4 protein-coding genes are annotated in these 15,367 nt (G+C 57.2%); all 4 read right to left on the bottom strand.

What is annotated here, in order from left to right:
- Positions 1 to 114 precede the first annotated feature (114 nt).
- Positions 115 to 594: a hypothetical protein gene (locus tag PAG01S_RS01155; protein WP_062757411.1), complete on the bottom strand. Its 480-nt coding sequence runs from the start codon at positions 592 to 594 to the stop codon at positions 115 to 117.
- A complete protein-coding gene (locus PAG01S_RS22160; RefSeq protein ID WP_062757410.1) occupies positions 594 to 11,696 on the bottom strand; it encodes a hemagglutinin repeat-containing protein in 11,103 nt (3,700 codons plus the stop codon). Before PAG01S_RS22160 ends, PAG01S_RS01155 begins: the two co-directional genes overlap by 1 nt.
- A 39-nt stretch (positions 11,697 to 11,735) precedes the next feature.
- Positions 11,736 to 13,454, bottom strand: a complete 1,719-nt coding sequence (locus PAG01S_RS01145) for a ShlB/FhaC/HecB family hemolysin secretion/activation protein (RefSeq protein ID WP_062757408.1) — start codon at positions 13,452 to 13,454, stop codon at positions 11,736 to 11,738.
- Between the two features lie 590 nt (positions 13,455 to 14,044).
- Positions 14,045 to 15,349 carry an NAD(P)/FAD-dependent oxidoreductase gene (locus tag PAG01S_RS01140; protein WP_073970637.1) on the bottom strand — a complete coding sequence of 435 codons (1,305 nt, stop codon included), beginning with the start codon at positions 15,347 to 15,349 and terminating at the stop codon, positions 14,045 to 14,047.
- Between the last annotated feature and the right edge of the window lie 18 nt (positions 15,350 to 15,367).

Below are 15,367 nucleotides of genomic sequence, written 5' to 3'. Positions count from 1 at the left end.
GCATTGGGGGCCACATCAACGTTTCCGTCTAAGGATGTGGTCCCAGGAAGTTATTCTCAATTTTCTGGTTGTGAAAAAATCCCGTCAGCTAATGGCGGGATTGATTGTTAATTATTAATAAGGTAAACAATATGCTCCGTCTAAAGATTCATACTGTGTTATAGCATCTCTACCTTCTGCTAAATACTCAACATCGATTGGTTCTGGCGGGAAGTCTTTTGTATAAGATCCTTCCAGGAATAATCGATACTGCTCCAGTACATATAATGTTTGTTCTATGGTTAAAAGCACCTGTTGCTCTTCAACGTACTCACACCCAATAAATACCTTATCATGCGTAACCATCACCCAGTGGGCATTACCTATGCCGAAGTTGCCTTCAGTTGTTTTGCCTGATGCAAGATCAGTGAGGTTTTTCACCCAGATATCAACAGAATGAATACCATATTGAATGTCATTGGATAACCATCCTGAAATCTCACGCGCTCCATATCCCAATACCGTTCCATCAAAGGATTTACGTATTCCACCCCCTATAGGAACAAATAAATTACTATTTTCATCCCACCAGAAAATAATTTTATCATTCAACATTACTTATTCCTCCCTGTATAAACAGGCCATGCAGTCGCACCTGTTCCATCAGGTTTGCCATAATAGCCTTGAATCTTCACACCGCTAGATGATTTCCCGCTCCACATTTCTGTGTTAGGTATTCTTTCAGAATTTTTGAACGCACTCTCAATCTCCTGAGCCGTCTGTCTTTTTGACCACTGCTCAGGGAAGAATGTAGTTTCAGCTTTCTTATTTATCCATTGTCCTGTTGCTGGATCTCTCACTGAGATATATCCTGTCGAAACGCCATTGGTATCAGGTGTACCCGTTACCTTATCTATTTTAATATTTGAATCACGAATATAGTGGCCACCAGACCCAACTTTTGTCCCATCCTTAAGTGTTTTCACTTCCCCGTTAAGGATATGATCCATCCTGATATATGCAGTTTGTGAACCCTTGCCAGCCTGCTCTTTAACTAGCTCAAGAGGTGTAGGGGAGGGTTTAAAGTCATTAAGATAGTCACCTGCTTTCCATGATGGATTATTCTTCGCCGTATTAGTCGCCACAGTTTCTGCTTTCGCAGCAGCAGCTTCCGCCGCTGTCTTACCTATCCCAACTGCCCCACCGGCTCCCACTCCGCCCGGGACGATAATCTCAGAAGTCTGAAGACCAAGATTATTAATACATAAAGCTAGTGCTCCGGAACAGGATTCAATTCCAGCCTTCAGAATAGCGGCAATTTCAGGAGTAGCCGCAATCAATACACCGCCACCAAGCCCCACAGGAAGTGCTACCGTCAACGCATCCTTCATCGCCTGACCACGCTGACAACTGGCTGACGTCGGATCATCGGCACAGGACAGGATATCTTTGCCCTGCTCACGCACGAACTTCTCTTGACCGTCTTCAGTTCCGCCAAACAGGTTGTTATTAACTGCATTTTTGCCCGCAATCGCGCCGCTCGTCGCCGCAGAACTGCTGTTGCCCACCATGCCGCCCGCCAGTCCTGCCGCCAGCGTGCCGAGCAGGCTCAGCTGCTCGCGGTCTTCCTGCCCCAGCGCCGCTATCTTCTCTGGCGTGTCCGCGCCCCAGTACTTCTCTGCAATATAGCGTGTGGCAAGCTCGCCGCTGAACGCGCCCGCCGCACCGGCCGCCGCACTTCCCCCGGACATCTGCGATGATACTGCACCCCACACGGCATGGGCCATGGCATTGGTTGCCACATCAACGTTGCCGGAAGCGTCGGTCGTTTCCTTCTTAATCAGCTGAGCTGCCCACGGATTAAGGCCGCCTGCGACCGCCTGACCTGCATTGCCGGTCACCAGCCCCGTCAGAATACTGCCGACCGTCTGTGCGACCTTCTGAGATGTACTGCCAATACCCCACTGCTTCATCTCCGCCTGATACTCTGGCGAATCACGCATTTTCTCCAGCCACTCTCCCCGCTGTTTTTCAGTTGCTCCGGCGGGCAGCGTCTCAGCGTTCTTCGCACTCTGCGCCTTCTCAAGCCCTTTGATATCGCCCATGGTCGTGACGATATTTGTCATCTGGCCGCTGATTTCACCGGCTAACTGAGCAGTCTGAAGCCGCTTCTGCTCTTTCTCTTTGTCAAAGATCGCGCTGATGCTGTCGTTGGCATGTTCGGTGTCACGGCTGAGATCTGATACGTCCTGCTTCTGGTTGACCCGGTCGCGGATGATCACGGTGCCGTTTGCCACCGCCGACTGCGTGGTGCCTTCGGCATGGCCGTTGTTGTTCAGGCCCGACAGCAGCGTGCTGGCGGCGTTGGACGCCACGCTGGACAGCATCTGCGCACCCATGCCGCCACCGCTGGAAAGCGCGATGCTGCCGCCGCTGTGGCTGACCCTGTAGTCCGCCGCATTGCCGATATCGGTGAAGCCGAGCGTACCGGTATCCAGACGGTTGTCTGCCGCATCGCCCTGGCTGGCAATCACTGCACCGTTCAGCTGGGTATGATTGCCGACGGTGATGTCAAAGCCGCCGTTACCGGCATAGATACCGCTCTGCTCCTGCACGCTGTCAAAGTTGCTGTGCATTTTGTCCTGATTGACGCTGGCATAGCCGGACACCGACATTGAGCCAAAGGTAAAGCTGCCGCCCGCGCCGTAGCTGGTCTGTTTTGAATCGTAACGGTCGCTGTCCTGCTGGCTGGTGATGGTCAGATCCCGGCCCACATCGGCCGTCACCTGATTCCCGCTGACCTGCGCGCCGTTGAGCGTGGTATCTCTTCCACTGTTCAGGCTTACCCTGCCGCCGCTGTCCAGGGTGGTTTCAGACCAGCGCGTACCGTTGCCGCTCTCCTTACCTTTGGCGCCGTTAACGCTGGCAAAAATGCTGATACCCGCGCTGCCCTGTCCGGCACCAAAACTGATGCCCACGCCGCCGCCGCCGCTGCTGTTTTTACCGCTGCTTTCCTGAGTGTTGGCCGCCCCGCTCAGCACAATGTCCCTGGCAGCATTGAGGCTGCTGTCACCTGCGGCTTTCAGCTGGCTGCCGGCGATAAGAATGTCGCCGCTGTGCTCGCCACGGCCCTTACCGGCAGAGGTAATGGAAAGATTCTTACCGGCATTGAGCGTGGATCCGGCGACGCTGTCGGACGCCTGATGCTGCTGCGATTTTGATTTCTGTGTGGTCAGGGAAAGGCTGACGCCCAGGCCGTTGTTGGGATCGGCGCTCGCTTCCGCCAGCTGCCCGCCCAGCACGGCCTGCACGCCTGAAAGCGCGGCTTTGGTAGCCTGCAGGGCAGCAAGGCGACCGTCACTCTCCTTTTTCGATGTCTGCGCCGCGGCAACCGCGTTATTAATGGCTTCACCCACCACCCCGGAGAGCGCCAGCGTCAGGCCGCTTTTTTTCTGCTCAAACAGTTCATCATGAGTCCGTTTATCATGACCCGGATCGATGATCACGCTGTCGCCGGTAATGGCGAGGTCACGTCCCGCCACCAGATCTGAGCCGCTGACATGAGCCTGTCCGCCCGCAACAATGCTGACATTACCGCCTGTGCTACCCACAATGCTGGCGCTCTGGCTCTGGGTGGTGCCCTTATCACGTAAGTTATGGACCGATTTACTGCTGCCTACCGTGATGCCAATGCCACCGGTTCCCATCAGGCCGCTTTTCTTAGTTTCCGAAAAACGCCAGGTTGAGTCCGTGTTGGTCGCAGCAACGATATTCACGTTGTTACCGGCCCTGAGCGCTACGGTACCATCGCCCACGACCTGAGAACCCTGGACAAGTAAATTGTTGCCCGCATTAAGCGTGACATTGTCGCCGCTCAGTAAGGTGCCATTTTCACGGGTGTCACTGTCTTCGCTGATGGTATGCGTGGTCTTTTTACTCAAAACTCCTTTTTTGGTTTTGGTCTCTTCTTTGTAGGCATAATCGCTTTCAGTGGCGGTGGTCAGGTTGATGTCGCGTCCGGCACCCACTGCGATATTACCGCTGGCCGTAACCTGAGCCGCTTCACTGTTAACATCCTGACCCGCTTTAACCGTCGTACTCCCACCACTGGCAATTTCAGTGCCCTGCTGGCGTACCGACTCATTAATCTCAACCTTCTTGCCGGATTTGTAGCTATTACCAGAACCGGTTTCAGCCGCCAGCAGATTGACATCACGCCCCGCCTGCAAGGTCACGTTTTTGTCTGCGGCGATGCCTGCCGCCTGGCTATTGAGATCGCGTCCGGCCTTAAGTGCTACGTCGCCGCCACTGGTCAGCGTCGTGCGATCCAGCCCGGTTGAATGGGTTTCACGTTTACCCTTCAGATCATTCAGGCTGGTGGTCGCGCTATTGAGATTAAGATCGTTACCCGCGGTCAGCGCCACATCCTGCGTACCGGCGACGTTGCTGCCTTTTACTGCAATGTCGCGGCCCGCCTGAAGCCGGACGCTGTCGCCGCTCAGCGTGGTACTGAGCGCCTCGCTGCTGTGCAGTTCGTCGTGGGTCTCCAGACTGCTGCCCGACAGCAGCCCTTTGCTTGACTGCCTGCTGTGTTCGGTGAGATCGGTACGGCTGTTGCCCGCGCTGAGCACGATGTCGCGTCCGGCGCTGGCGGTCAGTGCCCCGCCCGCCGTGACGTCCGCTGCCGTAGCGCGGATATCCTGTCCGGCACTCAGCTGCAGCGCGCCGCCGGCGGTGATGCGTGACCCGGCATCGCTCTGCTGTGACAGGCGGCGGTAGTTGCTGCTGTTCCAGCTGTCATTTTCAGTGTGCTGCGTGCTGAGGGTGCCGAGCGTCAGGTCATTGCCCGCCTGAATCTTCGTGGTGCTCTTCTCTCCGGCGTTGCCGATATCGCTGGCGGCCAGGGTGATGTTGTTCAGCGCGCTCAGCGTCAGCGCACCGTCGGTGCCCTGCACGTAGATACCGGCCGGACGATCTATCCAGCGGTCGGTACCGTCGCCGCGCAACGTTGACTGGCTGGTAATATCCCGTCCGGCCAGCAGCGACACCTGCTTATCACCGCTGATGACGCCGCCCAGGTTAGTGATATCCTGACGGGCGGTGAGATTGATCGTGTTGCCGCTGATGTAGCCGCTGTTGGTCAGCGACTGCGCCGTCAGCTGCGTCACGTCGCGGCCCTTAATGGTCCCGCTATTAGTGATGTCGTTGCGGGCATTCAGCGCCACGCTACCGCCCCCGATCAACGCGCCGTCGCCGGTTAAGTCACCCTCTTTCACCTTCGCATAAACCTGCGGTACCAGCACGGTCTGCTGTGTGCCATCCGGCAGCGTCACGGTCTGATTCACCAGCCAGACGATATCGCTGGTGAGCAGCGCCATCTGCGCCGGGGTCAGCGCCACACCGAGTTCCAGGTCGTAGGCTTTGCCGAAGGCTACCCCATTATTCATCAGTCCGCGATACTGATCTTCATCACTGCCATACCCGCTGATATAGCGGTTGCCGGTCAGCTGAATAATCTGATCGCGCACCAGACGCTGCTCGTAATAACCATCGCCCAGCCGCTTCAGGATCCGGCTGCTGTCGGTGGTCAGCGCGTTCTGCATATAGTCGCTGCTGAGCCACTGCTTCTGATTAACAAAGCGCGGATCGGTCTCGACCAGGTAATGGCTGTCACTGCCAGGTTGCAGCTGGTACAGGCTGTTATCCGGCAGCCGGATATCAGGTGAGACGGCGCGGATCACCGGCGTAATCGTCTGTCCATCGACGACCGTTGCTGGCAGTGTCAGCGAGAATTGTTGCCCCGCAGGTAACAGCAGTGGCCGGTCTTTGAGGCTGCCGAGCTTGTCCAGCGTCAGCGCACTGTCATAGCGTAATCCGGCTGGCAGTAACGCACTGCCGCTATCCGTGGCACTCAGCGCAACCGCCGCAACCGCCTGCTGGAGAGCAGGTGTGCCGATGCGGTCAGCCTGCGCTGTGACGCCCTGCTGCTGGCGGTTGCCGGTCTGATAGCCATTTCCCTGCGGCGCGGCATTCGCCTGCCAGCTCAGTGTCTGCAGATCGATGGTTTCCGTCACGGGCGCCGGGCGGTAGTTTTTCTTATCTTTGCCCTGCGACGTTTTGGTTCCACCCAGTTTCTTTTTCTTCTTCTTCGCGTACCAGCGAACCGATTTCCCGTCGTCCGTGGTAACGCGCGTTCCTTTTGTCGCCTGATTATTCAGCTCGCCTATCTGACCGCCGAGCACAGCACCCGCGACAATCTGGCTGTCGTGGTTGTTAAGACGACCGGCGCTAAAGGTCATGTTACCGCCCGACAGAATCTTGCCCGGATCGCTCTCCTGAATCTGGGTTTCTTTCACTATCCGCCGGTAGTCATACTCATAAAACTCGCTGCCGCTGGTGCCATCCGGCATTTTTGCCGTGTGCACGCCATACTTGTTTTTTTTGCTGGTATCCACGCCGGCCCAGTCAAAACGATCGGTGTGGCCTTTTAGCACCGCGTCGTGATGCTGGCTATCTTCGGTCGTAACGACCTGCGTGGTCAGGTGGCGGTTGGTATTGTTGATTTCCGCCATGCTGATCGTGGCATCCTGCCCCGCCTCAATTGTTGCCCCGTCATTGTTGAGCTGCTGCCCCTGTCCGGTGGCCTGATTATTCGTATCCAGCTGGCCGCCAATGTGCAGATCGCCATCACTGTAGATCAGCGCATGGTCGCGGTTGTTCAGCGTGCCAGCCGCAATATCCAGTCGCTGCCGCGCCGCAATCACCGCCGCTTTGCCCGCTTCGCTGAGGTTGTTGAGCAGCGTAGCCGCAATGGCAATGTGATCGCCATAGATACGGCCGGTGCCGCTGTTATTCAGGACGCCCGCCACCAGGTGTGTCAGTCCGCCGTCAATCAGACCGCGATTGTTCAGGGTGTCGGCTGCCGTAATTTCGGTCTGCCCGCCGCTTATCTCGCCATTTGCCTGATTACTGATATTTTGCGCGGTAAGGAATAGCGCCTGCTGAGCAGCAAGGGTGCCGTCGTTGGTCACGTTTCCGCCCGCCGTCAGCCGCAGCGTACCGTTGGCTTTGACCTCTGAGAGGTTATGGAAATCACCTGCCAGCGTGATGCCGAGATTCCCCTGCGACAACACCTGTCCGTCGCCACTCAGGGAAGCTGCGTTGATCTGCGCCTCTTTATCAGCAATCAGCGTGCCCTGCTGATTGTTGATGGCGAGCGCCTGCCCCTGGGCTGAGTCCTGAATAGTCAGCGTATCCGCTGACGAGATCAGCCCGCTGACGTTATCCAGTGCCTGTTGCACGGTAAGCGCCAGCCTCTGTTTTGCGCGCAGAGCACCCTGACTGTTGTCCAGCGTGCCGGTTTCGATGGTTAAACTGCCCGCTTCAATGCCTTTACCGCTCTGTCGTGTATCGCGGTTGATCAGCGATGGCGTGGTGATCGTCATCTGCTGGCCGCCCTGAATCATCCCGCTACGGTTATCCAGCTGCTGGCTCAGCAACAGGGTGCCGTTGCCGACGCTTTGCACCAGGCCGTCATTGTTGTTCAACTGACCCGCCGTCAGCGATAGCGTACCTGCCGAAAGGAGTTTGCCCGCCTGATTAAGCAGCGCATTTTGTCCCGCATTGAGCGTCAGATCGGTGCCACCCTGGATCTGTCCCTGCTGGTTATCCAGCGCACCACTTTCAATATTGAGGTTACCGGCACCGGCAATAAGTCCGCGCTGGTTAGTCAATGTCTGACCTGCCGTGGTGAGGGTGATATCCCCCGCCGACTGCAGTTTACCGTCACTGTTGTTCAGCGCCTGACCGTTGAAAGTCAGCCCGCCATTGCCTGCGACCTGCCCCTGGCTATTGTTCAGTTCACTGGCGCTGAGTGATGCCTGCTGTCCGGCGGCAATGAAACCCGCCTGGTTATCAATTGCCCCGCTGCGCAGATCCAGACTGTTGAGGGCAACGATACCGCGCTGGTCACCACTGTCGCGATTGATCAGGGCGTGCCCCTGGGTGTTCAGCGTCATGTCGCTGCCAGCCTGTAACAGGCCACCCTGGTTTTGCAGCTCCCCGCTGGTGAGATCGAGCCGCCCTTTGCCGCCCGTCAGCGTGCCGGACTGGTTGTTGATATCGCCCGTCACAACCTGCGCGCCGCTATGACCGGTGATGAAGCCGCGCAGATTATCCAATGCGCCGCTGTAGAGCTTCAGCATGCCCGCACTGAACAGGCCGCCTGCGGCTCCGCTCTCACGATTGATCAGGCTGTTGCCGTGGGTGTCCAGTTGCAGATCGCCACCCGACTCAATCCTGCCTGCCCGGTTGTTGAGGAGTCCGCTATCCAGTTGCAGGATGCCTTTAGCACCCAGTTGACCCTGTTGGTGGTCGAAGGTCTGCTGATGAGTATCGATGCGAATATTCTGTCCCAGCATCACCCCGCTACGGCCATCAATCTGGCCGCTGGAGAGCAGCAGATCGCCGCCTGCAACAATGCCACCGCGTTCGCCACTGTCGCGGTTATTCAGTTCGCCGCCCTGGGTGTTGACGGACAGCGCCTCACCCGACTGAAGCAGGCCGCGCTGGTTATCCACGCTGCTGCTTTCCAGCGTTAATCCATGATCGGCATTAATAATCCCATCGACGTTGTTCAGTCCACCGCTGGTGAGCCGCATAGCGCCCGCCGAGACCAGCGAGCCCGTGCTGTTATCAAGATCACCACTGCTGATATGCAGATTAGCCCCCGCAATAACGCCGCCTGATGCCGCATTATTCAGCGCCTCTCCGTGCGTATTAAGCTGCATATCACCGCCGGACTGCAGTCGCCCGCCGCTGTTATCCAGCGCGCCACTGCTCAGCAATAGTTCGCCGCTGGCGCTGAGCAGAGCAGACCTGAAATCAGCGGCCTGGCCCTGCGTATCGATCACCAGGTTTTGCCCCTGAATGACGCCGTGATCACCGGCTAACTTTCCGGTTGAGAGTTGCAGATTGCCGCGCGCCACAATGCCCCCGCGATCGCCGCTGGCGCTGTTGTTCAGCTGCGCGCCGTGCGTATCCAGTGAGAGCGCCTGACCCGATTGTAATAAGCCTCGCTGATTGTCGAGCGCGCCGGTCTTCAGCGTCAGCGCCCCATCAGACATCAGTGTGCCGTCAATGTTGGTCAGCAGGCCGCTGCTGATGCTGGCCGCCGAGGCAGTGGCGATGACGCCGTTCTGGTTATCCAGGTCGCCACTGTTAAGGGCAAGTGCGCCACCGCTGATTATCCCTGCTTTACCGCTGTCACGGTTAATCAGCGCCTGTCCGTGGGTATCAAGTGTCAGATCGCCGCCTGACTGGATCAGACCGCTGTGATTGTCCGTTGTCCCGCTGGAAATGCTGAGATCGGTACGGGCGACCAGGTTACCGCCAGTATTGTTCAGTTCACCCTGCTGCGTGTCGATGGTCACGCCGCGGCCGAGCAGGGTTCCACGCTGATTATCCAGCGCCTGACTGCGCAAAGTGACCTGCTGACCCGCTTCGATGCGACCCTGGGTGTTATCAATAGCCTCGCGGGTCATCAGCGTAGCGTCACCGCCAGTTGAAGCAATCAGGCCCTGCTGATTATCCAGGCTTGCGCTGGTGAGTTGCAGATTGTGACTGGCCTGCAGCGCACCCTGCGCGTTCGTCAGGAACTCCTGAACATCCAGTTGCAGATCGCCGCTGCCCGCAGCCAGCAGCGTGCCACCGCTGTTATCCAGGCAGCCTGATGCAAAATGCAGATTACCGCCGCTCTCAATCCGCCCATCGCGGTTGTCTGTGTCACCCGAAACCGCGATCGCCATCTCGCCAGCGCCACGTTGCGACAGCAGACCCTGACGGTGATCCAGCGTGCCCGCCTTCAGCGTCAGCGCCTCTGCCTGGGTGTGTGCCTGTGAGAGATCGAGCCTGTCGCCGCTGAGCGTTAACGCACCCGCTGACAGCAGATTGCCCTGATTGCCCTCCAGCCGGGTCGCATTAAGGTTCAGCGCGCTGTTATTACCCGCCAGCTGCACGGTGCCGCCCTGATTATCCAGCCATGGCGTATCCAGCTGCAGTGAGTCACCGTTACCTGCGATGAGCCCGCTGCGGTTTTCAATATGCTCTGCCTGCAGCCGGGTATCGCCTTCATTGCTCAGCGTGCCCTGATTGTTAAGCAACGACCCCGTGGAGATCGTCAGGGCTTCGCGGTTTTGCTGCCGCAGCAGGCCGCGATTGTTACTGACGTTTTGTGCCGCGACAGCGAGGCTGCCCGCCGCCAGTTTGCCGTCATCATTGTTAAGTGCCGTCGCAGCCTGAATCCCGAGTGTACGGCCCGCCACCGTGGCGCCCTGGGTGCTGATATCCGCCTGCGTAGAGGTCAGCGCGATAGCATCGGCTGAGGTCTGGCTCCCGGCAAGATCGACCCGGCTGCCCCGCGCCTGAATCTGGTCGTGCGCCAGGTTTTTACCCCGCGCCTTAAGCTCACCCTGGCTGGTCAGCAGCAAATTACCGGGCTGGCTCAGCGTCTCATTGCCGCCAACGCCTGCCGCCAGCGTACTTTCAGCGGTGCTCTCAATGGTGCTGGCGGAGAGCGTCGCGTTACGGCCTGCGCTCACCAGCCCACTGTTGCGCAGCGTGCCGCTGGAGGCCAGCGTGACATCCTGCTGTGACACGATGTTGCCGCGGTTCTCCTGGTCGCCATTGCTGGCTATCTGCAGCGCGGCCTGACTTTGCAGCGTGCCGCTGTTCTCCAGTCTGCCATCCACGGTCAGGTGCAGTTCACCGGCGCTGGCTCCCAGTTCACCGGCATTACGCACGCCAACGCCCTTTTCAGTGCCGGTCAGGGTGATTTTATGGGCATACATGCCGCCAATAGCTGCGACGTCGAGCGCAAACTCAGGCCGTGTCGTCCCATTATCCGCTTTCACCGTAGTGACGGTACCTTCGGTCGCAACCTGGTTCCTGCCTGTGACCACATTGAGTTCGCGGGCATGAACTTTTGCGTTAACCGCTACCGACTGCGCAATGATCTGGGTGTAGTCAGCATCGCTGTCATTCAGGCCCTGACCTTCGATATTGATTCGGCCGCCATTAACATCGAAGCCTTTGAGCTGGCCGTTTTCAATCAGCGCCTGTCCGGTGGTCAGCGTATTGCGGCTGGCGTTGATAAATCCGCAGCCGTTACAGGTAATGCCTGACGGGTTAGCAATGACTACCGCAGCCCGCTTACCAGCTACTTCGATAAACCCGTTAAGCTGGCTGGGATTACGGCTGTTGACTTCGTTGAGGATGACCGTCGCTTCCTGCTTTGACAGCCACGGGTTAGCCGCCACCATGCCACCCAGTTGAGTAGCCGTGTTCTGATGGCTGTTGTTCAGGATTGCGCCGCGCGCATCAACGTCGAGCTGGCTGTACTGATTGCGGGAAACACCCTGGCTATTGGGCGTCTGAATGTTGATTTGCGGCAGACCATTTGCGGTGGCCATGACGGTAGGCTGCTGGCTGCCCGGCGCGCTGCTGTCTGCCACAATGTTGGCCTGCACCGGCAGACTGACCACACCCGCTGCCAGCCAGAGTGCAAAGCTGAGCGGTGAGATCCGCACCCTCGCCTCTGCATATGAGGTGCGCTTCGGGCTTCGGGCAACACGTGAATAGCCGCTACGGGTGATGTCAGACACCACCATTAACATGCCGCGAATCCGGTTGAAGATAAGGCGATAGCAGAGTTTATTCATAATGCGCACAGTCCATTGTCAGCAATATCGATAAAAGGTTTAGTAGTTCCAGTTCACGCTGAAACCATAGGTGACAGGATCGGTTTTGAAGCCGTCCGGTTTCGACAGAGGAATCCCGGCAAAAAAGTCGTAGCTCAGGCTGGCGGGCGTGATCGCGCCGCGCAATCCGATGACGCCGCCCGCCAGATGTCGTCCCAGAGGTCCACCCTGGGAGGCGCTGTTGCCGCCCACCTCGCCATAGTCGGCACCCAGATAAAGTTCCTGAGTGGGCAGCGGCGTCTGCCAGGCCAGCGTGTTCTGAACGGTCCAGCCGCGACTGGCACTGAGGGTGCGTTCACCATCAAAACCGCGCACCGTCCAGCGGTTGCCAATCGCGAACTCATCCTGCGGTGTCAGCGGGGTGTTGCTCATCTGGCGACGATATTGGATGTTGTAACTTAAACGCTGATTCCCCAGCGCGAATGGCGTGGTGAGTCCCGCCTGCCAGGTCAGGATTTTAGAGAGCGCGGTGGCATAGGTAGAGTCCTGATATGACTCTTCCCAGGCGGGCAGCGCACCGAACCAGCGTGTACCACGCTGATAGCTGACACCGGCGTCCAGCGTCGCCGGACCGATATAGTGCCGGTGTGACAGGCCGAGTCGCCATGCGCTGGTACGGCGCTGCTGGCTGCTGATTTCGGTGTCGTTGATGAAGTTGCGCGACTCTTTAACCAGCACATCGGCGCTGACGGTGGTTTTGGCGGCGGCATTGCGGTAGATCACCCGGCTGGCCTGCACATCCAGCGAGCGGCTCTTTCCGGCGTAAAGAAAATCACGGCTGTAACCGGCGACTGTCTGATGGTAGTCGTAGTCGCTGGCGGTAAGTCCAAACAGCCAGTAGCCCACAGGCACCGAGTAATGTCCCGACAGGCTTTTGCTGCTTTTTCTGCCAGCAAATCCCAGGTCTCGACTGGCGGTCAGGTAGAAGAGATCGCTGAGGGAGGTCGGGTTATCCAGCGCCAGCATCATCCCGCTCTGATAGCGCCCGGTACTTTCGGTGCCGGAATCATCCAGCCATGCGCCGAGTCGCCAGAAACGGCGCTGCGTGCGTTCAATCACGATGTCACTTTCACCCGGATTGAGGCCAGGACGGAGCGCCATATGCGCCTCTACTGTCGGCAGACGCTGCAGGTTTTCCAGCCCCTGTTCAATATCCCGTAAATCCAGCAGATTGCCTGCATGGGCGGGTAATGTCGGCCACAGGCTGACATAGCGGGATGATGAGGGTGACAGTTCCACACTGCGGATTTTGCCAGGCACTATCAGAAGTTGCAGCACGCCCTGGCGCAGATCCTGCTGCGGAGCCAGCACGCGCGTAGTGACCCAGCCATGATTGATCAGCCGGTTTTGCAGCGTGCTCATTAACTGGCTGATGCCTTTTACGCCGAGACAACGACCATTGGCCTGACTGGCCAGACGCTGCAGAGGCACCCAGTGCGGCAGCGCCTCCTGCCCGGACAGAGTGACCTGCTGAATAACAAAACAGGGTGTTTCCTGCGGGAACGTCAGGTGGGAAGGTGCCGGAACCGTTTCTGAGAGACGCACATCAGGCACCTGTGGCATCAGCCGTTGCTGACGCGCTTTTTGTTGCTCCTGCTGATGCTGTAATTGCTCATCACCCGGTGCCGCCTGCACAGTGCAAACTGGCAGGGTGTTAATCAGCAGAGCGCAAAGCAGAGGTGCCAGCGTTGTTAAAACTCCATTTTTTTGGGGCTGCATAACCGATCCGTGTGGTTAAGTTGTAACAAAATGTATATTACTGCTTTCCTGCGCACATTATGCCGCTGGAATCAAAAACCACAAGAAAAATTATAGAAAAACTTACACTAAACTTACAAAAGTTAGTGAGACAGGCCATTTAAAAAAGTACCAGTAATTACCCGTAACTCAGGGATTGCTGAGTCCGGCGAATCGCCGGGATTAGCTAAAGGCGCAGAGACGGATATTTTTAGCCAATGAATAACAAGGAATTAGCCATTCGTTCAGCGCGTCAGAGACCAGCTTTGTAGCCGGGCTAACGACGGAACTGAAGTAGCCGAACTCGTTACCTGAAAAGTTTTCTGGCTATAGCAAATATTCTTACGGTTACTCTCTTGTTATTAATGGTACGCATTTCAGGCATCACCAACATACTACCCTGCCATGCTCATAAAATTTTACTTTAGTCAAAATTATGAATGCATTTTGCTTTAGTCGATATCGCACTCTCCTGCGCCAGCGTCTGTTTCAGGGGCTTCTCCAGGACATAAAAAAAGCCCCCTCATAAAGGAGGAGGCTTAACATTAATTAGCCAGCGTTATTGCTGTTGCTTAGTGCAGCTTCAGCCGGGGACGAATAACCCGGTTAATACTGCCGACCAGCATCATCAGCCCGGTTTTGAAGTAGCCGTGCAGCGCAATCTGGTGCATACGGTAAAGCGAGATATAGACAAAGCGCGCGATGCGCCCTTCCACCATCATTGAGCCACGCATCAGGTTGCCCATCAGGCTGCCGACCGTACTGAAGCGGGAGAGCGATACCAGCGAGCCATGATCTTTATAGACATAGGCTTTCAGCGGTTTACCGTCACGCTGCGCCAGGATGTTTTCCATGGCGCGTGAAGCCATCTGATGCGCTGACTGGGCGCGCGGTGGTACAAAACCGCCGCCCGGCAAGGCGCAGGAGGCGCAGTCGCCAATCGCGTAGATGTCATCGTCCAGCGTGGTTTGCAGCGTCTCTTTGACCACCAGCTGATTGATGCGGTTGGTTTCCAGTCCGCCAATCTCTTTCAGGAAGTCGGGTGCTTTAATCCCAGCCGCCCAGACCATCAGATCGGCTTCGATAAACTCACCGCCTTTGGTATTCAGGCCATTACGCTCGGCGCTGGTGACCATGGTCTGCGTCAGCACGCGCACGCCCAGCTTGGTCAGCTCCTGATGTGCCGCAGCAGAGATGCGTGGTGGCAGTGCCGGCAGGATACGTTCACCCGCTTCAACCAGCGTCACATTCAGCGCTTCGCGTCCCAGGCCTTTGAAGCCGTAGCTGTGCAGCTGTTTCACCGCGTTGTGCAATTCAGCTGACAGCTCAACGCCTGTTGCCCCGCCGCCCACGATGGCGATGTTAACTTTCTCGACCCGGCCTTCGCTGGCGGAGAATTTCAGGAACAGGTTGAGCATTTCGTTATGGAAACGACGCGCCTGATGCGGATTATCCAGGAAGATGCAGTGATCTTTGACGCCCGGCGTACCGAAATCATTCGAGGTGCTGCCCAGCGCCATTACCAACTGGTCGTAGGCCACTTCACGCTGTGGCACCAGCACTTCGCCCTGCGCATTCAGCACTTCGGCCAGGCGGATCACTTTTCGGGTGCGATCGATATCGGTAAGCGAACCCAGCTGGAACTCAAAACCGTGATTGCGGGCATGAGCCAGATAGCTCAATGCATCAATGCCTTCGTCCATTGAGCCGGTCGCCACTTCGTGCAGCAGCGGCTTCCACAAATGACTGTGGTTACGATCAACCAGGATAATCTCGGCCTTCTTTTTACGACCCAGTTTATGGCCCAGCTGCGTGGCCATTTCCAGGCCGCCCGCTCCCCCTCCGACAATAACAATTTTCTTAACAGACGTAGTCAACAAAGACCCCCTCAAATT

The sequence above is a fragment of the Pantoea agglomerans NBRC 102470 genome (assembly GCF_001598475.1).
Taxonomy (GTDB): domain Bacteria; phylum Pseudomonadota; class Gammaproteobacteria; order Enterobacterales; family Enterobacteriaceae; genus Pantoea; species Pantoea agglomerans.
The sequence above is the reverse complement of the archived record's forward strand: the minus strand, read 5'-3'. Positions and strand labels throughout refer to the sequence as shown.

Coding starts and splice junctions, on each gene's coding strand:
- PAG01S_RS01155 (WP_062757411.1), bottom strand. CDS start 594: ATGTTGAATGATAAAATTATTTTCTGGTGGGATGAAAATAGTAATTTA.
- PAG01S_RS22160 (WP_062757410.1), bottom strand. CDS start 11,696: ATGAATAAACTCTGCTATCGCCTTATCTTCAACCGGATTCGCGGCATG.
- PAG01S_RS01145 (WP_062757408.1), bottom strand. CDS start 13,454: ATGCAGCCCCAAAAAAATGGAGTTTTAACAACGCTGGCACCTCTGCTT.